Genomic DNA, 23,093 nt, shown 5'->3' on the forward strand with positions numbered 1-23,093 from the left:
TTAGCACAAGATCCCTTGGCGTTATCAATCCTATATCCGTAAATTGTACGCATAAATATTATAGCTATGGGTACAGCAGACGACTTCATGAATTCATTCTTTGCAGCCTATCCCCATGCCCGGAATGGTACACTGAGTATAGAAGAACTCAACATTCTGATGTATGAACATCAGCAAAAGATAAATAATAGCCCACTTGATAATTTTGACGGCATAAGCCCTGAGCAGATGAACGCTCTACTTTATGCACCATTTGCACCTGACAATATATTACAGTTTAAAAAGGATATGGATTTCCATGTTAGCAAATCGCCATTTTTCAGACTGTCAGAGATCCTGATAAATGAAATACGTCAGGCAGGAAGTTTAAAACTCACTGTAAATGGCAATCTGCCTATCCGTATCTGTGAACTTCTTTGTGGCCAAAATCTGATCAATTGGCCATATATGCAGTTGGTTAAACGAGTTCGCGAAGAAGAGATTCCCTACCTCTGGCCGCTGAAGCAATATCTATTGGATGAAGGGATAGTAAAAAAACGAAACAATGCTTTATCGCTGACAAAAAATGGCGAGAAACGACTTGAGGAGTCGATGTCAGTTCGTTTTATCCAAATGTTCAATTACTTTGGAACCCGATTTCATTGGAATAATTTCTATGAACTTCAGGACAATGGTAAATATGGTCAGCTGGGTTGGACATATTCACTAGTGCTTTTAGCAAAATATGGAGATAGCGCTCGAAAAAGTGACTTCTACAGCCTTAAACTGATTCAGGCTTTTGAAGAACATTTATGGGAGGCACATCAGAACGGCAAAGAAGGGAAAGCTAATGAAGATTTTCACCAAGCCTATAAGATTCGTTTCTTTGAATGTTTCGCCAATTGGTTTGGACTGGTGAACATTGAGTCTAAAAGTGACCGGAGTTTCTCATACTTTGATCGACCGCTCATAACCAAGTCCGAGTTATTTAATCAACTTTTCGAATTAAATTATACCCGATGAAAACTATTGTTAAAGTCGATTAGAGCCGTTTTTCACATAACACCGTGGTGACATTATCGAATCTGTTTACTATTGATCATGATTATGAACTTTTTTGGTCATTCAGAAATTCATATAACTCACAGAAAAAAGAAGTGTTAAGTGCCGTAAAAATCGCTGAAAAATAAACTTGAACCCTTTGTGCAGCTTTTGATACTGGTTAGGGTGGTTAATAAGGGAAATGTTTTGGTGAAAGAGGAATTCGATGCTGCACAACAGTTTTGAGAGTTTTAAAAGGTCGTCTCTAACACTCATATTACAGCAGAAATTACGTGGATTATTTGATACGGGTGATGAAATTCTATAAAATCAAAAAGCTCATCGAAGCATGAGCTTTTGATAAGTTAGCCATAAGAGGAATACTTTAAGCTGCTTATTGAAGATTTAAAGCTCTTGATCAATTTATAATTCCACACCCAGGTCGTAGCACTGTTTCCGACTACCTCTAAAACGGCTGTCGCTTGAGCCTTGGTTTTCTTAACTACTCGTCCCGTTAAGTTTTCCATAATGGTGTGAAATGCATAGGCCACAATCGTGTCATTAGAATCTTTACAGACACCAGAAATTCTATATTTTGCCATAAGTTTTTTTTTAAAAAAAATTAAGCACAAGACACACTACAGCCTCACGGTTTTCCGTAAATTGATAATCAATTATCCATGCGTCAGATCATGAGCAAATTAGGCCACTTTGCTGAAGGATCAATATTTGTAACATAGAGGTTTTCACAAAAAAGTATTCCCCTGTCATATGTTCAATAAGGTTTTTTCAATTTCTCTTTTGATATCTTCTTTCACTTTTGCCTGATCAGCATATACGGACCATTTGTTTATGCTCTGTTGTATTTCTGATATTATAGAATCAGCCTTTTTAATATTCATCTGCTCGGCAACACTTACGAGATCAGATCTATTAAAATTTTCTCGTTTGCCATTTACTGTCAACGATTGCTTACTTACCCATATACTTCCAGGGCGATAAGCATGACATACATCAAATGCAGGCGCAAGCTTCCATTCTCCATGCTTATCCATCATAAAAGAAAAATTTTTAGTATGGTCGTCACAGTTTCTTGCAATTACATTAAACACCATCCTTCTAAATAATTGCTCCGCCTGTGGGTAAGGTAATAAGAGCATCCGCATCGTCTGAAATAGCTCTTCATAACTATGTATCCCAACCTCATTGAAGTCAGCATGCGACATCGCACACCAGCTTTGCACATGGATTTTTCCCTTGCCAAGCACTCTGTCAAAACGCTTTGTCATAAAATGAGCACGGTCATCTTCTTCCAATAACTTGCATTCCATCATTTCTATACCACAGTCTGTTGCCATTAAATAATAGGCCATTTCAACTCTTCCATAACCATAAGTTTCACCGAATTGGCTATCATGCACTCCGTCAAATTTTATAAGCCAGTGCGTAAATCCTTTAGGTACATCTGCCTGCCCCGATCTTACTTCTTTTGTTTGGTCATTATAGGCTATTAAAGCTTTAGCTCGTGCTCCTCCCGCAGAAGTTCCAATTTTAATAATATCCAGGAGTGCCTTTTCCTTATTATTACTTAGATCGGCATTGAAATTCTGACGATTGTTTAAAATGTCTCTAGCTATATCTATTAAACCTGATATTTCAAGTTTTGTAGATGATTCGCCTCCCTTTGGATTTACAGGCTCAAACTCTAATGCACCCATACCACGATTACCAACAAAGCAGAGCATTTCAACAGGATTCATACTGTCGGGAGCACGTCCATTTCTTGCCAACCAAGCATTTATCAAAGTATTTCCATATCTATCCGGGAGAATATCCGCGAGCAGGCCCGGAAGCCCCTTAAAGGTGATATTTCCTGCGAGTTCAGGAAATGAAAATATTTGGCCTGTTCGTTCAATAGGGATTTTTATAGGTGCAATATCCCAACCATGACTTGAAAAACTTTTATCATATTCAAAGCTCGCAAACCTTCTTTCTTCATCCCATAAAACTGCACCAACTCTTTTATTCCATAAATTTATATATGCTGTATTCATTACCAGTCGGATTTCTGTTTTGGCGATTTACTATTATCCCTTTTTACGCGTAGCCTTTGTTTTTGTTCTAGGGCCGCGAATTGCATAGGACTTAGTTGAGGCTTAACTTCCATTTCTTGAAAAACATGAAGTTTTTTCAATGCACGTAATACTTGTATTAAAGACAATATATTGACAGGCTTTCCTTTCTCAAGCTGGCTTAAAGTTGTCCTGTTCATTCCTGCATCTTTAGCTAACTCGAGTTGTGTTTTGTTTTGAGAAATTCGATTTGACCTTACATACTTTCCGATTGTGGCAAGGTAATAAAGGTCACTTTTAGAATAAATGTCGATGTCTGACTGTTCCATCTTTAAAGCTATTAAATTATGTAATGATGACTTACTCCAACAAATATAATACTTTTAAACGTAATAATTTAGATTTAATGATGAGTAATGCCATCATTAATTGACAACATTCGCACTAATGAGGAGAATGTCCATCATAAGGAATTTTTAACACAAAATCAACAGATCTCACCCTAATAATTTGGCCGTTGACAAAGAGATAATGTGACTATCTCAATTTTCGTGACAGTGTAACGAAAATTTTCTGCAATTCGAAAATCGCAATATTATCATTTTTTTTATTCAGACTTGTCCGGAATTAATCAATTTATTAGACACTCGCATTTATACAAAAGTTTCTAAATAAAAAAAGCCTCTGAGATAATCTCAGAGGCTTTTTTGGTGGAGCCGAAGGGGTTCGAACCCTTGTCCAGTTGTGTGGCAAATTATGCCTTCTACATGCTTATTTTCCACTTTATTTTCGGGATCAGACGGGCCGGAAACCTACCTTGCCTTTCTCCTTAGGTACTTTATCTCGCGACTGTATCGTACCTTACAATCGCCAGCGTCATTTATTTCGATGCCCCGGATTCTAGCCTAAAAACGCAGCAACCAGAGGGACAAAAGCTATCTAATTCTAAATTAGGCAGCTAAGGCGTAGTTATTTTCGCCAATTATAGTGTGAACGTTCACTTTAAGTGCTCTCCGTACAACGCACTGCATGCTAACATACGTACCTCCACCCTGTCAAATCCAAAACGGCCCCATATGTAAAGAAAACTTAAAACATAGGCTTTTCAGCTTTCCTTGCCACAAAAGTACAATAAATATACCAAACTCAATCAGAAGGGGTTTAAGAAAAATAAAAAAAGCATGAACGTTTTTGAACGATAATCAGACCGTTAAGTCAACTACCTTGGCATCAAGGGCATTCTTCATTACTGATTCAATCCCGTTATCTCTTCCGGAGGCACTTTCGTACATTTCACTTTTGCCGATTACCTGACCGTTACTAGCCTTTAAGTTAAAATAGAATTTATTGTTTTTGGAAACCAGCCTGTCAAAACGCTCTGGATATACGGAGTTTTTCTTGACGGATTGAATTCCGTTTTCACAATTTGCTTTGGTCGTATATCCCTCACTCGGCAAAATCTCTTCTCCATTACCCGCCTTCAGGCTAAACTGGAATTCTCCATTGCTTCTCTTTTTAATTTCAAATTTTGACATAATTGAATAATTTAGATAAGAAATACACCAAACAGGCGAACAACCTGTATTACAGTTAAAAATAATGTAAAATACATTAAATTAAAAGATGATTTCAGAAAAAACTTATACCACTGACTGAGGGATACTGAAATAGAACGTCGACCCCTGACCTTTTTCACTTTCTACCCAGATCTTACCATCATGCCGGCGTACAATTTCCGCAGCCAAATAAAGGCCAATTCCAAATCCAGAAATCTGTTTGGTATATTTTCCTTCCACTCTATAGAAACGGTCGAAAAGATGGCCGATATCTCTTTTACTGATCCCGATTCCAGTATCACTGACACTGACAAATGCCTGCCCCGCTCTGAAACCACAAATAATCGTTATTATGCCCCCCTGAGGTGAATATTTAACGGCATTGCTAATCAGGTTTGTCAGCACCTGACCTAACTTTTCAAAATCTGCGTATATCTTTACCGATACAGACGGTTCAAAAAATAATTTATGGCTCGAAACAATCAGCCTGGTTTCCTCAATTTGCTGCAAAATCAAGTCATTTAGCAAAAATTCAGATTTTTCAAGATGAATCTGTCCTGATTCCAGTCTATCCACACTGAGAAAGCTATTAATCATGGTACTCATTTTCCCTATCTGCAATTCGACCTTATCAAGTGATGCAGAAGTGTGATTATCATTATGAATTCTGGCTTTCCTGTTCAGCACCTGAACATGGGCTTTCAATGAGGTCAATGGAGTCTTAAGCTCATGGCTAACCATGCTTATAAAGTCATTCTTCCTGATTTCATTTTCTTTCTGAGCAGTAATATCTAGAACCGCTCCTATAAAACGTAAGGGGACACCATATTCATTAAAAAATGCTTTCCCTTTTGCTCTGATCCACCTGGTTTTTCCGTCTTCCGCACCAATAGTACGGTATTCAGCATCATAGTCTCCATTACTTTTTTCCTGATTCAAAGTATGTTTAATGAGATCACTCATTCTTTCCCGATCGTCCTCATGCATCCCGTTAATAAGATCTCGTTCCATATTTAAAGGCCTCTGGTGGGTAATTCCGAACATTTGGCGGCAACGTTCATCCCACTCCATGCGGCTGTTGACGAGGTCATGATCGAATGTACCGAATTGTGCAGCTTCACGGGATAACCGCGCCTTCTCATATGCACGCTCCAATTCCTTTCTATCACTGATTTGTTTAGTAACATCTTGCGTCACACCAACTACTTTTAGGATCTCACCATTTTCATCATACTGCGGTTTGCCATAGGCTTCTATCCAGTGCAAGGTACCGTCGGCCCAGCGCACGGCGTATTCTATCTCATAAATCTGTCTTTCGGCAATCGACTTTTGTATTGTATCACTCACTAACTGATGATAGTCGGGCAGTATTTGCGAAATCAAATCGTTGTAAGCAAAAGAATCATCTGCAGGCCGGCCAAGATTAGCAAGAAATTGAGCCGTGCAAAGCATTTTACCCGTCTTAGGTTCCAATTCGTAAGATCCCAGGCTTGCGGCCTCTAAAGCAATCTGAAGGCGGCTGTTAGTCTCTTCAAGAACGAGCAATGTATTTCTTTCCGCAGTGATATCTTGCAAAGTTCCACTAAACCTGGTAACCTCGTTTTTGTCATTAAATAAAGCACGCCCGGTCGTTCTTACCAGCCGTGGCTCAGACTGTTCAGGATTTAAGATATAATATTCTACTCTGTAATATCCTCCGGTTTCAAATTTCAAAGCATCATTTAACGCCTTTTCCACATGTGGCCGATCCTTGGTTGCAATCCGACTCAGAGCCTGACGTAAAGTAATCCCGTCACCTTCTGGAAATCCGAACCAAGTATACAACCGTCTGTTTCCAGTAAATAACTGACTGCCAGTATTAAAATCCCATGTCGCCAGTCCAGCCGCATCCACAGCAAATTGAAACTGATCTTCATTATACTTAATCTGATCTGAAACAAACTTGTCTTTTTCCCGCCTTAGAGAGTAAGAAATGGTTGTACCGATCAGGAAACCTATATTTTCAAGAAACTGCCTGTAGTTATCATCAAAATAGATCTGACTGTTCAGCCCGGCGACAAAAACACCTATTACCTGAAACTCACCCTGTATTACCGGTACTAAGAACACATTGTTATTTTCCAGCTTCAGAAACAACGGCTTTCCGCAAGCAATTACGTCCGGTAAAGCAGATTCCAGTCTATCTGTTTCAATAATAAGCTCGCCTGTTACCTGTTTGAGATTAAATCCCCCATGCTTATCCGTTTCGTATAATGCCGCAAAAGGAATGTCTCTTCTTTCCCGTTGTAAAGGTCCGAGCACTTCTTCAAAAGCGCTGCCCAGCTTATCAAATTTTGCAGATGCTGATTTGAACTGTTTTAGAAGTGACGCCCGTCGCTCAGCCAGCACACGGTCTGTAGTCTCCATAAGAGAATTAAAAATTCCGCAGACCTTACCTGAAGCATCTATTATCGGGGATAAAGTATAATTAAAATAAGCTTGTTCAATGAAACCGTATCTGTTCAGCAGAAACAACTCATCAACTGCATTAACGGCTGACCGGGAAGAAATTACCTGTTCGAATAAAGCCTGAGTTTGTTTCCAGGATTCAGGCCAGGCCCTGTACCTGGGCAGCCCCAGGATATCGGGGTGATTGTTTCCTGCTATTTGAATATAACAGTCATTATAGATCAGATTAAATTCGTCACCGCAATAAACCGCATTCGGAAAAGCGGAGTTCAGACAGATACTCACTGCAGTGCGGATACATTCAGGCCATTCATGAGGGGCTCCTAAAGAAGTTTCCTTCCAGCTGTAGTTACGGACCAGCCTGCCGGTCTCTCCTCCGCCACACATAAACTGTAATCTATTATCCAAATAATCTGGGCACATATCGGGTAATTATAAAACTAAATTACCTGAAATATTTAATTAAGTATGAATATTACAGATACATTTTATCTGCAGGGAAACTGTATATCTAATATAATATCTGATTGGCAGGAAAAATGCAAATTCTTAAGAAGACAGTATGTTAAAAACAGGTAGCAATCCTTTAAAAACTACAGTTAAAAGACCAGGGAAAAGAAAGCTGGAAACATCTTATCAGACATTAATTATGAAAAGTATTCAGATTAAAATCGCAAAAGAAATCTATCAGGTAGTGCAAAATTTCGCTAAAATCAACCTTTATCAGGTGTTCAGTGAGAAAGGCAACTTTGAAATCACCAGAACCCGTAGCAATGGAACCTGGAAGATATTAGCTCCGGGCAATAGCTCAATAACTCTGCCTATCAATACATTAGGTAAGATCATAGAACAAAAGTTTGATGTGGTAATTTAGGAAAAAACATCCCCGACTGTTACTTTCAATCCCCATTGAGCAGCACATAAATGGCTTTTCGACGGATTCTGAATTTATCATTACAAATTTAAATAGCTATCTTCACCAAAAAAAAGGATTATGACAACTATTAGCTCAGTTTTAGGAAACGGCGAAATTACAGCGATCATGCTAGTATTAACCGTAATAATTTGTGTTTTAGCTTTTTACTGGTCTTTCGGCATGAAAAAACACAATTAATACTGATCTTCAGCAGCCTCTTCAAAGAGGCCTGCGGAGAAATTTACTAAAAAGAGTTCTTTCCGCGAACGTGTTACAGCTGTATACAGCCACCGGAGGAACTCTATATCGATCATATCATCGGTAAGATAACCCTGATCTACAAAAACGGCATCCCATTGTCCACCCTGTGCTTTATGACAGGTTACAGCATAGGCAAATTTGATTTGCAGTGCGTTGTAAAATGGGTCTGCTTTGATTGCCAGCATCCGTTCGCGCCGATTTGTAATGTGTTCATAATCGGCTGAAAGCCCCTCAAACAACTTTTTACTATCCTCATAACTCAAATTAGGGGTTTCACCCTGAAGTGTGTCCAGCATAACCTTGCAGGTAATCTGCCCCGCATCAGGATAATCAAAGAACTCCAGTTGAACTTCGGCGAACCGAAAACCATAACGTTCCTCTTCCCTTCTTACCCGCACAATTCTCGCCATATCACCGTTAGCAATAAAAGAACCCGCCTCATTATCAGGTAACCAGAAATAGTTATTCCTGACAATCATAATTTGATCGCCACCCGTGAGTTCCTCCTCCCGGTATAACAACCTTGTACGAATCTGCTGGTTATATATATTTGCCGATTTATTTGACCGGCAAACAACCAACGTATTTTCCATCTCGAACTTCCGGTATGCATACTCCAGCCCTTCTACCATCTTAAGCCCGGTCATTCTAAAAATATCATTATATCCTTTAGTGAAAAACTTTGGTATCAATGCCTTGTCTTCAGAATGGTCATCTTCTTGCTCCATTTCATTAATTAATACACGAAGCATAGACGCATTAGCCAGAATACCAGACTCCCTTCCCTGCCTGACCACTTCTTTTAATTCTGTATGAAATACTTCAAAACCGAAAGTCTGAGCTAAATAATCCCTGTTTAATGCGGGTGACTCCAGACTGCCTACCGGAGGTAGCTGCGCTGTGTCGCCGACAAAAAGAACAGCACAATTTTTTCCGTTATAAATATAATCCACAATATCTTTCAGGAATGACGATCCACTTTTAGAATTCCATTCATCAGCAATCATAGATGCTTCATCTACAATAAAGAGCGTATTCTCGGCAAGATTTGGCGCCAGCTGAAAAGCCATTTCGGTAGAAACAGCCGACCTTTTTCTATAGATGCGCTTATGGACAGTCAATGCGGTTCTGCCTGAATAATTACGCATTACTTTCGCGGCCCTACCCGTCGGCGCAAGCAGCACACTACGCATTTTAAAACGTGGCAAAGCTTTTACCAGTGCCGCAATTGAAGTCGTTTTTCCCGTTCCTGCATATCCCCTTAATATAAAACAACGTTGGTCAACCCGCCCGGTGAGGAAAGAAGCTACCTGTTCACAAAAATTCAGTTGTTCGGCTGTCGGCTCGTACTGGTAAGAACTGGCAATTAATACTGCATTATCCATTTTACAAATATGCAATGGTGTTGTTATAGAAAAAAGAATTAATTTTGCTAAGATGAACAAGAGCAAAAACAGTATACTTTTGGTAGATCCGGAGTTTGATCCGCAGACTGCCTCGTCCTGCAGCTTGCTAATGAAAATAACCGGAGACAGTCTTTCCTACGCGATAATAGATTTGGAGAAAAGGCAATTGAAGGCGGTCTTCGATATGCAGGAATGTGATCCGGCTTCAGGAGCTCTGTTGCATACGCTTAAGAATGACAGCTACCTGCAGCTTCCATTTCAAAAAATAAGGGCTGCAGTTTACACCTCTTATCATCTGAGTGTACCAGACGCTGTTTACCAGACGGAAAAAGCCGCCGAATACAGTAATTTCTTTCCGTCCGGATTAACAGGGAATCTCTATACACGTCCTTGTAAAGAATTTGGATTTACTTCGGTGTTCAATATTGAAAAGTCTACTGTAAAGTTATTGGAAGATCATCTGCCGGGAGCGGAGTTATTCGATCAGCATGCGCCAGCGCTTGCATTAGCCGGTAAATCCGAAACCAGCAGTTTGTCCCTCGACTTTACTGCGGGCTCGTTTCATGCTGTTGTTTTAGAGAATGGAAAGCTTGTTTATCTCAATAACTTTGAATTCGAAAATACAGATGAATTCAATTATTTCCTGTTACTAATTATAAAACAGCTTAAACTGGATACAAAAATCATCCAACTGCAGTTGAGTGGAATTATTCATGAAAATGATGATACCTACAATTGTCTCTTAAAATATTTCAGCAAAATTAACTTTACACAGCCTCCTGCAGGCGATATCGACCACACCATATTAGATGATATGCCGGGACATTATTACAGCAGTTTAATAGCTTTTGACTTATGCGTATAATCGGAGGATCACTCAAAGGTATCAGGATGAATGCACCTGCAAGCCTTCCGGTAAGACCGACCACCGATATGGCCAAAGAGGCCTTGTTCAATATTCTCTATAATACTTACGATTTTGATAATTGTGACGTCCTGGACCTGTTTTGCGGAACGGGAAATATCAGTATAGAGTTTGTCTCCCGGGGAATTAAGTCCGTTACTTCTGTTGATAAACATTCAGGCTGCATCCACTGGATAAAGTCTGTAATAGAGCATTATAAACTCGAAGGCATCAATTTGCAAAAAGCAGATGTATTCAAGTTTTTAGAGCAGCATAACGGAAAGTATCAGATTATTTTCGCGGACCCCCCTTACGATCTGGCGACTATCCCGCGTATCCCGGAACTTGTTGCACAAAGACAATTACTAACCGAAAACGGTTTACTTGTGGTAGAACACCCGTCATTCCTAAAACTGAATAATCAACCAGGTTATACAGAGACCAGAAGATACGGAAATTCCTCTTTCAGCTTTTTCAACTATATCCCATAAGCATATCCCATGAAAATAGCACTTTTCCCTGGTTCATTTGACCCGCTGACCATTGCACATGCAGACATTCTTAAACGTGCATTACCTTTATTTGATAAAATAATAGTCGGTATCGGCTTGAACAGCTCTAAACAAAGTTTCTTGTCCGGAGAGGTCAGACAACAAATTGTAGAGGCTGTATTCCACGACTTTGATAATGTAGAAGTACAGTCTTATGAAGGACTGACGGTAGATTTTTGCAGAAAGATCAATGCTACCTATATGATTCGGGGAATCCGATCTGTTGGTGATTTTGAATATGAAAGGGCTATTTCACAGATTAATCAGACGATGATGCCCGAAGTGGAAACTATATTTATACTAAGCAAACCGCAATATTCGGCAGTCAGCTCCACCATAGTTCGGGATATACTTCGAAACCATGGTGATGTTACCCCATTCCTGCCGAAGGAAGCGTTTCCCTTCCTTCCGCAGGCCTAAGTTTATAAATTATTGGAGCAGGCGATCAGTTGTCAGATTTCCTGCTTCCATCACATCCATAATTGACGGGTAGGTGTTTTCCAAAACAGCGCTCACCTGATCTGCACTTAGCCACTCAGCTTTAGTAATACCTTCTTCCCTTTGTGGGATCAATACAGGAATCCCTTTTACGGACATTGCGTACCAGTTCGTTTTCTTCAGGGCCAATTTATTACCTAAGACATAGATATGGTAAGTCCTGCATAATTTTTTACCGCTCTTCCATACTTTAACACCACATTCCTCTTCTACCTCGCGCCACCCTGCTTCACGCATTCCCTCGCCTTTTTCGACCTTACCTTTTGGCAGATCCCATTTTTTATTCCGGTATATAAAAAGATATCCGTCTTTTGCGTTTTTCACCAAACCGCCAGCGGCTTTGACCAGCGTACAGCTACTTTTAAGCTGTTTAAAAACAGCTTTGGTATCGTCAGTAATTAGTACATAATGTTTATTTCCAGCCAGATCCAGCTGTGCATAAAAGTTCAGAAAATTAAATCCTTTCACGGGTACTTCCTGTACAGGAACGTTCATCACTGGCAATTGCTTACTAATAATCAGTGCATTATTATTGATATAGATCCTGTAGGTCTTCATGTTTATAAATTAAAATCAGGAAATAAAAGTAAATAAATTCTGTATGCTGCGCAAAGTCAATGGATATTTTTTGCCAAACAAGACTATTTAGCAATTATACCCCTGAGTATCAATAACTGGCAAAAAAAGAACTAATGCTTTATGGAATAAAGCTATTATTTTGAGTAATTTTGGATCATGTATAATAAAAGTGATATTGAATTAAAGGTAGCTGAATTTTTACTTCAAATTAAAGCAATAAAATTACAGCCAAATAACCCGTTTACTTGGGCTTCAGGCTGGAAATCTCCAATTTATTGCGATAATAGGGTGACGCTCTCCCATCCCTCAGTACGAACATACATCCGACAAAAACTTACCCAGCTTATTCAGGAAGAATTCGGATCGGTAGATCTGATAGCCGGCGTTGCGACTGCAGGAATACCTCAGGGTGTCCTTGTTGCACAGGAATTAGGCCTGCCATTTGCTTATGTAAGAGCGAAAGCAAAAGAACACGGAACAGGTAGCCTGATCGAAGGTGAAATCATTGAAGGACAGCGCGTAGTTGTTGTGGAAGATCTTATATCAACCGGCAAGAGCAGTCTACAGGCAGTTCAGGCATTGAAAGATGCGGGATTATCTGTAGCCGGATTAGTTTCTATTTTCACTTATGGCTTTGATATCGCCGAAGAGAATTTCAAAGAAGCTAAATGTCGCTTTGCTACATTATCCAACTATAATACATTAATTCAATATGCTGCGGAAAACAGCTTCATCGCACAAAGTGAAGTAGACTTGTTGAACCAATGGAGAAGAAACCCTGCAGAATGGGGTAAAAATGCAGACCAAAAAAACTAGCTAAGATGACTGTAATCGAAAGTGTTGCCACTATTAATCGTCCTGTAGATCAGGTGTATGCTTTTTTAGCAGACATGAATAATCACCAGCAGCTGATGCCTGAGAATATCTATAACTGGACCTCTACCACAGATGAAGCCAACTTTACTATCCAAAACATGGCTAAGCTTGCATTAAAGATATCAAGCCGTATCGAAAATCAGGAGCTAATTGCTGTTCCTAGTGAAAAAGCACCCTTTGATCTGGAGTTAAAGTGGACCGTATCCGATAATGGAGATGGGACAACTATCGCAACACATATTATATCGGCAGATCTTAATATGATGATGAAAATGCTGGCAGCAGGTCCTTTACAAAAACTTGCAGACCACCAGACAAGCAGATTAGCAGAAATATTAGCCTAATATCACAATATTCAATATCCCGTTTCTGGGCATAAAAAAAGCTGATCTAAAGATCAGCTTTTTTTATGCCCAGAAATTGTTTCCCAACTATCAGTTTGGAACCGAAACAGAATGCTACAGTAAGCTGAATTTAAAATATACCGGTACGTGATCCGATATTTTTCTCGCAGCCTTCAGATCTTCAAAAGCGGTATAGAAATGTATCACACCCGAGTTGATACAATTGATAAAAGCTTTTTGATAGAAGAAATTATCGTAGGCTGAAGCCAGGCAATCACCCTGTATACATTTTTGCCTCAGCGTCGTTTTCTGCTTTTGAAAAGCAGGCGGATAACCCATCCTTTTTAAGGGGTTAAAAACAGTATGAGATTCCGGAAGATTAAAATCACCCAGGAAAATCAAAATATCGGATGGGTAAACAGCTGGGAGGTACTGGAGGTATTTGATCTCAGTTTCTGGCTGTTTAGCCTTAGGTACCGCATGCAGACTAGCTAGTGTGAATTGCTTCTTACCCAATTTAAATCTTGCCATATATGGCTCCCTGTTAATCTCCAGGTTGTATTTTCTTTCAAGCCATGGCTCTCCTACCAAAGAAGTTTTACTCGTTTTCCATAAGTAAGCATAGCGCTCTTTACTGTATCTGTCTCCGGATGTCCCGTGACTAATCGTATAATCCCACTTGGCACCAGTTCTATTTAGCTCATCGTGAAGCCTGGCTACAGCTTGAGGGCCACCAGGACCGGCCACAACTTCCTGTATGGCTATGATATCATACTCCCGGAGAGTTTTGGCAATAAAAGTAATTTGCTCGTCAGTTTTGGATTTACCGAAATTCTGCAGGTTCCAGGAGCAAACCTGGATCGTCTGACCAAAAGCAGAAATATTGATCAGGAATAAAAATAATAAAAGGAACTTCTTCATTAAATAATATTAGAGGAATAGCACAAAACGCTGGATCAGGAACCGATGTCCTGTCTGGATTGAATAATATTTTTGACGTTCATCAGGACTATTGCAAAGATAATCAGGGCAATTCCCAGCCATTGGGTAAGGTTTACTGGCTCTTTCAAAAGTATGAAAGCAAACATTACAGAAACCGGAAGTTCAATTGAAGCGACGATAGTTCCCAGGCTGATACCGGTTAAAGGCATGCCGCTCGTGAATAATAAAGGTGGTAGGATCGTTCCGAAAAATGCCAGAAATAAACCCCAGGGCCAAAAAATACCGAAGTTGAAATCACCATAAGAGTTAGATGCAAAGATCAGCACGATTATACATAAGCCACCCAGTAGCATCCATAAACTACGCTGCATTGGTCTGAGATGCGTAGCAATACTGTTTGAAGAATACAGCGACAACGTATAGGACATTCCAGCAGCAAATCCCCAGGCTACACCTTTCCAGTTTAAGGCATGGACATCAGAAAAAATATTGGTTGCGAAAGCGGTTCCGAGCAATACAATTACTGTAGATAGAATTTTGAGCCCGGAAGGAACTTTTTTATCAAGTACGGCCTCCAGCAGCAAACCCATCCAGACCGACTGCATGAGCAGTACAATGGCTACCGAAACCGGTATAAATTTAACCGCATAATAGTAAAAGATACTGGTCAGGCCTAAAGAACAGCCTCCAAGCATTAACCGCCAGATGGAACTGCCGGTTACTTTTTCTGTGTTGCCACTCTTTTTTCCAATCAGCATATTAATCAGAAACATACCTGTTAACCCGATACTGAACTGGGCTGTTGTAACCTCGGCTGTTGTAAAACCTTTGTCGTAGGCAAGCCTTACTACTGTCGCGAGTGCTCCATAGCTAGATGCACCAAGGCCAACTAACAAGGCCCCTTTTATTGCGTTCTTTTTCATTAATTATATCTTACTAAAATCAGGTGCAAAGGAAATCAATCCAGATTAATAAAATAGCAGAATATTGTAAGCTTATCTGCAAACCCTTCTGATACAGATCAATCATTTAGAATCAACCTATTTCAGGGACAATAACGCTGACAGGAAACCAAGAAATTTTTAAATCAGATTGTAATTCAGACAAAAATTCAGTACAAATAACTTAAAATCAGACATTTATTCAGTATAAAATATCATTGAACGACATTTTAACAGTCTTTGATCCTTATTGTGATGTGGCATTTATTTTGAGCAAAGAGCTGTATGAACTTTAACAACTTTACGATAAAAGCCCAGGAAGCAGTTCAACAGGCTTCCGAAATAGCCCAGGGCAATCAGCAACAGGCTATTGAGACAGCACACCTGTTAAAAGGTCTGCTCACTGTTGACGAAAATGTCGTTTCGTATGTATTAAAGAAGCTGAATGTTAACATGAACGTGCTTAACCAGCAGCTTGATACCCAGATTGCGAAATACCCCAAGGTAAGTGGCAGCAATGGATATCTTTCTTCCGGAGCGAATTCCGCCTTACAGAAAGCTCAATCGTATCTGAAAGAGTTTAAGGATGAATTTGTTTCCGTAGAACACTTATTATTGGGTATTCTGGCTGTCAATGACCAGACCTCTAAATTGCTAAAAGAACAGGGAGTTAATGAAAAAGACTTAAAAACTGCCATAGTATCTTTGCGCGGGGATAACCGCGTCACCGATCAGAATGCAGAAGCGACCTATAATGCTTTAAATAAATATGCCAGGAACCTGAATGAATATGCGGAGTCAGGTAAACTTGATCCGGTAATCGGAAGGGATGAAGAAATTCGCCGCGTAATTCAGATCTTATCCAGAAGGACTAAAAATAATCCTATCCTCATTGGAGAGCCCGGAGTCGGTAAAACCGCTATTGCAGAAGGTATTGCTTTTAGGATTATCAAAGGTGATATACCGGAAAACCTAAAATCAAAAACCGTGTTCTCCTTGGATATGGGAGCTTTAGTTGCCGGAGCAAAATATAAAGGCGAATTTGAAGAAAGGCTTAAAGCGGTGATCAAAGAAGTTACGCAGAGCGAAGGAGACATTATCTTGTTCATTGATGAAATTCACACTCTTGTTGGTGCCGGTGGCGGTGAAGGTGCGATGGATGCCGCTAATATTCTGAAACCAGCACTGGCACGCGGTGAACTAAGAGCTATTGGTGCGACAACATTAAACGAGTACCAGAAATATATTGAGAAAGATAAAGCCCTGGAACGTCGTTTCCAGAAAGTAATTGTAGATGAGCCAGACACTCAGGATGCGATTTCTATTCTCCGCGGACTGAAAGAGAGATATGAAACACACCATAAAGTGACCATTAAAGATGAAGCTATCATTGCGGCAGTAGAATTGTCACAACGTTATATTTCAGATCGCTTCTTACCGGATAAAGCAATTGATTTAATGGATGAAGCTGCATCAAAACTTCGGCTTGAAATGGATAGCGTACCGGAAAATGTAGATGAACTGGATAGAAAGATCATGCAACTTGAGATAGAACGTGAGGCTATCAGGAGAGAAAATGACGATAAGAAAGTACAATCACTTGGTGAGGAAATCGCTAATCTTTCTGCAGAACGCGATCAGTTGAGGGCAAAATGGCAGGGTGAGAAAGATGTAGTTGATGGCATTAACAGTGAACTTGAGAAGATAGAAAACTACAAACTTGAGGCAGAACAGGCAGAACGTGCCGGAGATTATGGTAAGGTCGCTGAGATCCGCTATGGTAAAATTAAAGAATCCCAGGATAAAGTAGAGGCTTTGAAAGTTACGCTTGAATCGCAGCAGGGAGAAGGCAGAATGCTTAAGGAAGAAGTGACTGCAGAAGATATTGCCGGAGTTGTAGCACGCTGGACGGGAATTCCTGTAACCAGGCTTGTATCCAGCGAAAGGGAGAAATTACTACACCTGGAAGACGAGCTGCACAAACGAGTTGCCGGACAGGAAGAAGCAATTGAAGCTATTTCCGATGCGATCAGAAGATCCTGAGCTGGTTTACAGGATAAAAGAAAGCCAATCGGTTCCTTCATCTTCCTGGGTACAACCGGCGTAGGTAAAACAGAACTAGCTAAAGCACTAGCGGAATTCCTATTTAACGATGATAACGCTTTGACCCGTATAGATATGAGTGAGTATCAGGAGAGGCATTCGGTATCCAGATTAATCGGTGCGCCTCCGGGATATGTGGGTTATGATGAAGGTGGTCAGTTAACTGAAGCGGTCAGACGTAAACCATATTCAGTTGTATTGCTGGATGAAATTGAGAAAGCTCATCCTGATGTCTTCAACATTCTTTTACAAGTTCTGGATGATGGCAGGCTAACCGATAATAAAGGCAGACTGGTTAACTTTAAAAATACCATTATCATTATGACCTCCAATATTGGGTCTCATTTAATTCAGGAAAACTTTAAAAACCTGGATGAAACTAATCATGATGAGGTTGTTGCCAAAACTAAAAATGAGCTGTTTGAATTACTGAAACAAACGATCAGACCAGAATTCCTGAACAGGATCGATGAACTGATTATGTTTACACCATTAAACAGGAAGGAAGTTCGCGATATTGCAGCTTTACAATTCAGACATGTTCAGGATAGCCTTGCAGAAATGGGTGTCGAGATAGAAGCAAGTCCTGAGGCACTTGATTGGCTTGCAGAACTAGGCTATGATCCTCAATTCGGTGCAAGACCACTGAAAAGAGTTATTCAGAAAAAAATACTGAATGAACTTTCTAAAGAAATCCTTGCTGGTACTATAGATAAAGACAGCAGAATTAAACTGGATATGTTCGATAACAAATTTGTGTTTCTGAATAATAAAAAACCAACTACGTAATTCCAATACCATTTATTTGTCAAAAGCCGGCTTTTCTAAAACAATTGCCGGCTTTTTTACTTGTACAGCTAGAAACTAACACATTTCGTTTAATCAATGAAAATAGCCTATATATCTACTTATCCACCGCGGGAATGCGGTATTGCTACTTTTAATCAGAATTTACTGCATGCGATCGGAACAGATAAAGCATCCGTATCCGCAGAAAGCTTCGTAGTTGCAATGACGGACTCTGAAACTGACACAGAACAGGTTAATCCATATGAGTATCCGCCTGAGGTGCAGTTCAGTATCCAGCAAGAAAATCAGAATGATTATATCCGTGCTGCAGACTACATTAATACCAGCTTTACAGATTCCTGTATACTGGAGCATGAGTTTGGCATTTACGGTGGAGAAAGCGGCGTATATATCTTACCGCTCATTGCCAGATTGCAGGTACCGCTAGTAACGATTCTACATACGATTCTGAAGGATCCTACCTATATGCAGTTGACCATTATCAGGGAAATTGCCAAATACTCTGCTAAGATCGTTGTTATGAGCAACAGGGCAGTTGAGTTTCTCACTACGATTTACGGTATTCCTGAAGAGAAGATACAACTGATTGAACATGGTGTTCCTGATCTGGAACCCAGAGCAGATAACCCCGTCAAAGCCTCCCTCCCTTTTAAAAACAAAACTGTACTATTTACATTCGGGCTGATCAGCAGAAATAAAGGGCTGGAAACGGTGATCGAAGCATTGCCGGCTATTGTTGCCAAACACCCAGATGTCGTATATGTCATACTTGGGACAACTCACCCGGGTGTTATTCGTAATTCCGGAGAGGAATACAGAGACAGTCTGAAACGTTTGGCTAAAAAACTGGATGTGGAAGATCACCTCATCTTCGTTAATAAATTTGTCTCCGAAGAAGAATTATATGGCTACCTAACCGCGGCAGACATGTATATCACGCCTTATCTGAACGAAGCTCAGATTACCAGCGGTACACTATCCTACGCGATCGGAGCTGGGGCTGCTGTGATATCAACACCGTACTGGCATGCTCAGGAACTGCTGGCAGACAACCGTGGAAGGTTGTTTGACTTTAAAGATTCACAAAATCTCGCTGTCATTGTTAACGACCTGCTGGATAATCCTGAAGAACTAAAGACACTTAAAAGCAATGCGTATAATTATGGTTTAAAACTACGTTGGCCGAAAACTGGTGGTGTATTTATTAATACGCTGAGAAAATCTATCGCAGCTGCAATACAAAGGAAGAAAGAAGTGCGCCCGGTTATTGATATTGATATGATGCCGGCTTTTAGCATGGCTCATGTTCAGCGTCTAACCGACGATACCGGGATTGTACAGCATGCTAAATACGGAATTCCCAATCTTAAAGAAGGCTACTGCCTGGACGATAATGCAAGAGCGTTGATTATGGTTATTATGGCCTGGCAGCAGAATAAGAGTAAGGCTGCGCTAGAACTCTTACCCGTTTATTTGAGTTATATTCAATATATGCAGTGCGATGACGGAAACTTCAGGAACTTCCTGAGCTTCCGCAGAGAATATCTGGATGAGATTGGATCCGAAGATTCATTTGGCAGGACAATCTGGGCGCTGGGGTATTTATGCAGTAATGCACCAAATAATTCGTACCGGGAATTCGCTAAAGAATTATTTGCGCGATCGATTCCTCATTTTGGAAAATTGAAACATCTGCGTGGGCTGGGTAATACAATGATCGGATTAAGCAGTTTCCTGAAAGCCCATCCACATGATGAATTTATTAAAGAAGAGTTTAATAAGCTCGCCATTCCACTTAAAAAAGCATACAAAGAAAACAGGACAGATGATTGGCACTGGTACGAAGGCCAGCTGACTTATGACAATGCGATCTTACCATTGGCTCTACTTTCTCATTATGAGATCAGCCATGATGAAGAATCACTTGCCATAGCATTGGAAAGTATGGATTATCTGACCAGCAAAACCTTGAACAAAGGGTATCTGAATCCTGTAGGAAATGATGGATGGTTGTATCAGAACCAGGAAATGGCCGTCTATGATCAGCAGGCAATAGAAACTATGGCTATGGTACTGATGTACTTTAAAGCATATGAAATTACACACGACCTGAAGTATATTCGTCAGATGGACCTCAGTTATCAATGGTTCCTGGGCGAAAACAGCTTGAGACTGCCGCTGTATGACTACGAAACTAAAGGTTGTGGTGACGGGCTGCAAACCTATGGTGTTAACCGGAATCAGGGTGCAGAAAGCACGCTGGCCTACTGGATTTCTCACCTGACTGTTTTGAAAGCACTGGAGCAGGAATATGAATTCAGCGATAAAACAGAAGCTTCCATTAAAGAGGAGCTCCTGAAATGAAGATAGCCGTTCTGTCCACTGTCGCATGGCGTACGCCGCCTTTACATTATGGTCCCTGGGAACAGATGGCCTCAAACCTTACTGAAGGATTGGCGGAGGCTGGTCATGAGGTAACACTTTTCGCTACGGGAAGTTCTCAGACCAATGCAAAACTAAGAAGTATTACTGAGCAAGGTTACGAAGAAGACCGTAATCAGGATGCCAAAGTCATAGAGTGCTTACATATCGCGCAGCTGATGGAATCAGCTGCCGATTTTGACCTTATTCACAATCACTTTGACTTTCTACCGCTGAGCTATACCGGGTTAATTGATACACCGGTAGTCACTACCATCCACGGCTTCTCTTCAGAGAAAATTATTCCAGTGTATAAAAAATACAATGCAAAAAATTATTATGTATCCATTAGCGAGTCAAACCGGCATCCGGACCTCAACTACCTGGCAACCGTATATAACGGGATAGACACCGCTGCGCTAAGGTTTCAGGATAAACCCGAAGGAGAGGCTTACCTTTTATTTTTCGGTAGAATCCATCCGCATAAAGGAACTGAAGAAGCCATTGCTATCGCTAAGAAAAGTAAACAGAAATTAATTATTGCAGGTATTATACAGGATCAGCAATATTTCACTGACAAAATAGAACCGCAGCTTAGCGATCAGATCATTTATGCCGGTTCTGCCGGCCCGGATAAGCGCAATGAATTAATGGGAAATGCAATTGCATTACTACACCCTATAAGCTTTGATGAACCATTTGGGCTGAGCGTTGCAGAGTCCATGTTATGTGGAACCCCGGTGATCGCGTTTAACCGCGGATCGATGCCAGAGCTCATCAAAGATGGCGAGACGGGATTTCTGGTGAATAATATAGAAGAGGCAGCAGAATCTGTTAGCACAGTCCCCTCACTCAGCAGGGCATTGTGCCGGGAATGGTCAGCTGCGCAATTCTCTAAAGAAAAAATGGTAGCAGACTATATAAGCCTCTACCATCAGATTTTATCTTAAACATACTTATTAGAAACGGAAACCTAAGGGCCCGTTTCTAATAATTTAGCCAATAGCAAATCTATTTTTACCGTCGCAAAAGAAGAGCAGTAATCAGAAAGACCATAAGGGATAATCAGCTCTCCGTTATGAATAATAGATCCGCAGGAATATAGCACATTGGGTACATATCCTTCCCGCTCGTCCTGATTTGGAATAACCAGAGGTTCATCCAGACGCCCTATCTCAATTGAGGGGTCTTCAAGGTCCAGCAGCACAGCGCCCAGACAGTATCTGCGCATTGGCCCCACACCATGTGTAATAACCAGCCAGCCAGCCTCAGTTTCGATTGGTGAGCCACAATTCCCAATCTGGATCAGCTCCCATGGAAATCTAGGCTCCTGCAACTTAACAGGATTATCCCAGACATTTATTTTATCAGAATACATCAGGTAGTTATTACAACCGTCAATTCTGGACATCATCACATATTTACCGTTAATTTTACGTGGAAACAGAGCGAGATTTTTATTCTGTGCTCCGGCCCCATGTAACGGGCTTATTTTAAAATCGTAAAAATCTGTAGTTTGCAGCAATTTAGGCAGAATCATTGCGCCGTCAAATGCGGTATAGGTTGCATAATAAATAACGGAACCATCTTCCTTAATAAAACGTACAAAACGGGCATCTTCAATCCCTTTCCGCTCAAATTCTGAAATGGGGAAAATAACCCGGTCTGAAATATCCGTGTCGCGGGAGAAACTAATTTCATGATAAGTGTCCGATAACCAAAGCACTTTATCATATTCCAGCTTCTTCAGATCATCTTCTGTCAAATTTTTAGAAGAGTGAATAATTCTGCGCAACAATGCATAGTCAAACTTTTCTTCCAGCTGACTACCTATTTCGTCCAAAATACTTAAATCGATACTGGCATCTGCCGCCTTCTTAAAAAAAAGCTTTTTACTATACACCGCATTTCTGATAATCTCCGCCTCATCAATATAATTACCGGCAGGATTAACTGTTATATTTCCATTTTTATCTACCATTGCACGCCTAAATACAACGGAGGAAATATGTCCTTCCCCTACAGCCCTAAAACTTATAATTAATCTCTTCTCCCCTTCTACCAATTCCGACTGATCCGGATCTTCGACCACAGAAGGATTAAAGAAAGCAGCCGATTCTATAGAATATTCATGTGTAAAATACGATCCAAGTAGTAGACGCTGATTTTTGCTGAGACTTTCATAGTCAATCTCGATATCGTCCATTACATGCTTTATTTTTTTACAGTGCCTGGTCAGGATCTTGGTGATATTGCGATGCCTTTTGGAGTATTCCTGAAGAATTGGTGATATCAGTCCAAAAACATCTTTGGGTGATAGTTCCAGAACTTTCCGGATAACATCTTTTGCACGATCATCTCCGTTAAAGAAAAATCTCGCGATAACCCGTTTTGGGTCTGGATAAACTTTAACGGGTTTGCGTTCTATAAATAGTCTCATAATTA

General features: G+C 40.4%; 19 protein-coding genes, 1 other RNA gene and 1 pseudogene. 10 read left to right on the forward strand and 11 right to left on the reverse strand.

All coding sequences use genetic code 11. The features are described 5' to 3' along the window. Positions 1-66 precede the first annotated feature (66 nt). A complete protein-coding gene (locus BM192_RS08450; RefSeq protein WP_037443809.1) occupies positions 67-1,002 on the forward strand; it encodes a hypothetical protein in 936 nt (311 codons plus the stop codon). A 383-nt stretch (positions 1,003-1,385) separates the two neighbouring features. Here the strand turns inward: BM192_RS08450 and BM192_RS20740 are convergent, their stop codons facing one another. The 6 genes from BM192_RS20740 to BM192_RS08475 form a co-directional block, all read right to left on the reverse strand. Beyond that, entirely contained in the window at positions 1,386-1,622 is a 237-nt protein-coding gene (locus BM192_RS20740; RefSeq protein ID WP_037443811.1) for a hypothetical protein, read from the reverse strand. Positions 1,623-1,787: 165 nt separating this feature from the next. Beyond that, positions 1,788-3,074 carry a type II toxin-antitoxin system HipA family toxin gene (locus BM192_RS08455; protein ID WP_037443813.1) on the reverse strand — a complete coding sequence of 429 codons (1,287 nt, stop codon included), beginning with the start codon at positions 3,072-3,074 and terminating at the stop codon, positions 1,788-1,790. Next, complete coding sequence (locus BM192_RS08460) at positions 3,074-3,421, reverse strand: helix-turn-helix domain-containing protein (protein WP_037443815.1); 348 nt, start codon at positions 3,419-3,421, stop codon at positions 3,074-3,076. Before BM192_RS08460 ends, BM192_RS08455 begins: the two co-directional genes overlap by 1 nt. 379 nt (positions 3,422-3,800) lie before the next feature. Continuing rightward, positions 3,801-4,166: a transfer-messenger RNA gene (gene ssrA, locus BM192_RS08465) on the reverse strand. A gap of 128 nt (positions 4,167-4,294) precedes the next feature. After that, positions 4,295-4,627: a YegP family protein gene (locus tag BM192_RS08470; protein WP_037438104.1), complete on the reverse strand. Its 333-nt coding sequence runs from the start codon at positions 4,625-4,627 to the stop codon at positions 4,295-4,297. A 105-nt stretch (positions 4,628-4,732) separates the two neighbouring features. Next, positions 4,733-7,519 carry a sensor histidine kinase gene (locus BM192_RS08475; protein ID WP_074963953.1) on the reverse strand — a complete coding sequence of 929 codons (2,787 nt, stop codon included), beginning with the start codon at positions 7,517-7,519 and terminating at the stop codon, positions 4,733-4,735. A gap of 139 nt (positions 7,520-7,658) precedes the next feature. On the opposite strand from BM192_RS08475, the gene BM192_RS08480 reads away from it, so the two are divergent. Then, positions 7,659-7,970 (forward strand): hypothetical protein, encoded by a 312-nt coding sequence (locus tag BM192_RS08480; RefSeq protein WP_037438105.1) that lies wholly within the window; start codon positions 7,659-7,661, stop codon positions 7,968-7,970. A gap of 236 nt (positions 7,971-8,206) precedes the next feature. On the opposite strand, the gene BM192_RS08485 is transcribed toward BM192_RS08480, so the two are convergent. Beyond that, on the reverse strand, positions 8,207-9,658 hold the full coding sequence (locus BM192_RS08485; RefSeq protein ID WP_037438106.1) for an ATP-dependent DNA helicase: 1,452 nt from the start codon (positions 9,656-9,658) through the stop codon (positions 8,207-8,209). Between the two features lie 52 nt (positions 9,659-9,710). Between BM192_RS08485 and BM192_RS08490 the strand changes: the two genes are divergently transcribed. From BM192_RS08490 to coaD, 3 genes are read left to right on the forward strand one after another with little or no spacing between them, the layout of a single operon-like run. Next, the gene (locus BM192_RS08490) at positions 9,711-10,544 is read left to right on the forward strand and encodes a DUF3822 family protein (RefSeq protein WP_037438107.1); all 834 of its coding nucleotides are present in this window, start codon (positions 9,711-9,713) and stop codon (positions 10,542-10,544) included. Next, on the forward strand, positions 10,535-11,074 hold the full coding sequence (locus BM192_RS08495; RefSeq protein WP_037438108.1) for an RsmD family RNA methyltransferase: 540 nt from the start codon (positions 10,535-10,537) through the stop codon (positions 11,072-11,074). The genes BM192_RS08490 and BM192_RS08495 overlap by 10 nt, the downstream gene beginning before the upstream one ends. A gap of 9 nt (positions 11,075-11,083) precedes the next feature. Further along, positions 11,084-11,554: a pantetheine-phosphate adenylyltransferase gene (gene coaD, locus BM192_RS08500; RefSeq protein WP_037438109.1), complete on the forward strand. Its 471-nt coding sequence runs from the start codon at positions 11,084-11,086 to the stop codon at positions 11,552-11,554. 9 nt (positions 11,555-11,563) lie between these two features. Here the strand turns inward: coaD and BM192_RS08505 are convergent, their stop codons facing one another. Then, positions 11,564-12,190: an NUDIX hydrolase gene (locus BM192_RS08505; RefSeq protein ID WP_037438110.1), complete on the reverse strand. Its 627-nt coding sequence runs from the start codon at positions 12,188-12,190 to the stop codon at positions 11,564-11,566. 177 nt (positions 12,191-12,367) lie between these two features. Here BM192_RS08505 and pyrE point away from each other — a divergent pair, with 177 nt between their 5' ends. Next, on the forward strand, positions 12,368-13,027 hold the full coding sequence (pyrE, locus tag BM192_RS08510) for an orotate phosphoribosyltransferase (RefSeq protein WP_037438111.1): 660 nt from the start codon (positions 12,368-12,370) through the stop codon (positions 13,025-13,027). A gap of 5 nt (positions 13,028-13,032) precedes the next feature. Continuing rightward, a complete protein-coding gene (locus BM192_RS08515; protein ID WP_037438112.1) occupies positions 13,033-13,431 on the forward strand; it encodes an SRPBCC family protein in 399 nt (132 codons plus the stop codon). A gap of 114 nt (positions 13,432-13,545) precedes the next feature. Here BM192_RS08515 and BM192_RS08520 read toward each other — a convergent pair whose 3' ends face one another. Next, positions 13,546-14,352 carry an endonuclease/exonuclease/phosphatase family protein gene (locus tag BM192_RS08520; protein WP_037438113.1) on the reverse strand — a complete coding sequence of 269 codons (807 nt, stop codon included), beginning with the start codon at positions 14,350-14,352 and terminating at the stop codon, positions 13,546-13,548. Between the two features lie 35 nt (positions 14,353-14,387). After that, positions 14,388-15,296: an EamA family transporter gene (locus BM192_RS08525; RefSeq protein WP_037438114.1), complete on the reverse strand. Its 909-nt coding sequence runs from the start codon at positions 15,294-15,296 to the stop codon at positions 14,388-14,390. Between the two features lie 303 nt (positions 15,297-15,599). On the opposite strand from BM192_RS08525, the pseudogene clpB reads away from it, so the two are divergent. From clpB to BM192_RS08540, 3 genes and pseudogenes are all read left to right on the forward strand, one after another. Continuing rightward, positions 15,600-18,206: pseudogene (gene clpB / locus BM192_RS08530) on the forward strand (ATP-dependent chaperone ClpB). Between the two features lie 96 nt (positions 18,207-18,302). Beyond that, the gene (locus BM192_RS08535; protein WP_037438115.1) at positions 18,303-20,591 is read left to right on the forward strand and encodes a glycosyltransferase family 4 protein; all 2,289 of its coding nucleotides are present in this window, start codon (positions 18,303-18,305) and stop codon (positions 20,589-20,591) included. After that, the gene (locus tag BM192_RS08540) at positions 20,588-21,598 is read left to right on the forward strand and encodes a glycosyltransferase family 4 protein (RefSeq protein ID WP_037438116.1); all 1,011 of its coding nucleotides are present in this window, start codon (positions 20,588-20,590) and stop codon (positions 21,596-21,598) included. Before BM192_RS08535 ends, BM192_RS08540 begins: the two co-directional genes overlap by 4 nt. 23 nt (positions 21,599-21,621) lie before the next feature. Here BM192_RS08540 and BM192_RS08545 read toward each other — a convergent pair whose 3' ends face one another. Beyond that, the gene (locus tag BM192_RS08545; RefSeq protein ID WP_037438117.1) at positions 21,622-23,088 is read right to left on the reverse strand and encodes a glycoside hydrolase family 130 protein; all 1,467 of its coding nucleotides are present in this window, start codon (positions 23,086-23,088) and stop codon (positions 21,622-21,624) included. Between the last annotated feature and the right edge of the window lie 5 nt (positions 23,089-23,093).

Source organism: Pedobacter antarcticus (assembly GCF_900112985.1).
Taxonomy (GTDB): Bacteria; Bacteroidota; Bacteroidia; order Sphingobacteriales; family Sphingobacteriaceae; genus Pedobacter; species Pedobacter antarcticus.

Coding starts and splice junctions, on each gene's coding strand:
- BM192_RS08545 (WP_037438117.1), bottom strand. CDS start 23,088: ATGAGACTATTTATAGAACGCAAACCCGTTAAAGTTTATCCAGACCCA.
- BM192_RS20740 (WP_037443811.1), bottom strand. CDS start 1,622: ATGGCAAAATATAGAATTTCTGGTGTCTGTAAAGATTCTAATGACACG.
- coaD (WP_037438109.1), top strand. CDS start 11,084: ATGAAAATAGCACTTTTCCCTGGTTCATTTGACCCGCTGACCATTGCA.
- BM192_RS08520 (WP_037438113.1), bottom strand. CDS start 14,352: ATGAAGAAGTTCCTTTTATTATTTTTATTCCTGATCAATATTTCTGCT.
- BM192_RS08470 (WP_037438104.1), bottom strand. CDS start 4,627: ATGTCAAAATTTGAAATTAAAAAGAGAAGCAATGGAGAATTCCAGTTT.
- BM192_RS08540 (WP_037438116.1), top strand. CDS start 20,588: ATGAAGATAGCCGTTCTGTCCACTGTCGCATGGCGTACGCCGCCTTTA.
- BM192_RS08490 (WP_037438107.1), top strand. CDS start 9,711: ATGAACAAGAGCAAAAACAGTATACTTTTGGTAGATCCGGAGTTTGAT.
- BM192_RS08495 (WP_037438108.1), top strand. CDS start 10,535: ATGCGTATAATCGGAGGATCACTCAAAGGTATCAGGATGAATGCACCT.
- BM192_RS08525 (WP_037438114.1), bottom strand. CDS start 15,296: ATGAAAAAGAACGCAATAAAAGGGGCCTTGTTAGTTGGCCTTGGTGCA.
- BM192_RS08475 (WP_074963953.1), bottom strand. CDS start 7,519: ATGTGCCCAGATTATTTGGATAATAGATTACAGTTTATGTGTGGCGGA.
- BM192_RS08485 (WP_037438106.1), bottom strand. CDS start 9,658: ATGGATAATGCAGTATTAATTGCCAGTTCTTACCAGTACGAGCCGACA.
- BM192_RS08450 (WP_037443809.1), top strand. CDS start 67: ATGGGTACAGCAGACGACTTCATGAATTCATTCTTTGCAGCCTATCCC.
- BM192_RS08515 (WP_037438112.1), top strand. CDS start 13,033: ATGACTGTAATCGAAAGTGTTGCCACTATTAATCGTCCTGTAGATCAG.
- pyrE (WP_037438111.1), top strand. CDS start 12,368: ATGTATAATAAAAGTGATATTGAATTAAAGGTAGCTGAATTTTTACTT.
- BM192_RS08480 (WP_037438105.1), top strand. CDS start 7,659: ATGTTAAAAACAGGTAGCAATCCTTTAAAAACTACAGTTAAAAGACCA.
- BM192_RS08460 (WP_037443815.1), bottom strand. CDS start 3,421: ATGGAACAGTCAGACATCGACATTTATTCTAAAAGTGACCTTTATTAC.
- BM192_RS08505 (WP_037438110.1), bottom strand. CDS start 12,190: ATGAAGACCTACAGGATCTATATCAATAATAATGCACTGATTATTAGT.
- BM192_RS08535 (WP_037438115.1), top strand. CDS start 18,303: ATGAAAATAGCCTATATATCTACTTATCCACCGCGGGAATGCGGTATT.
- BM192_RS08455 (WP_037443813.1), bottom strand. CDS start 3,074: ATGAATACAGCATATATAAATTTATGGAATAAAAGAGTTGGTGCAGTT.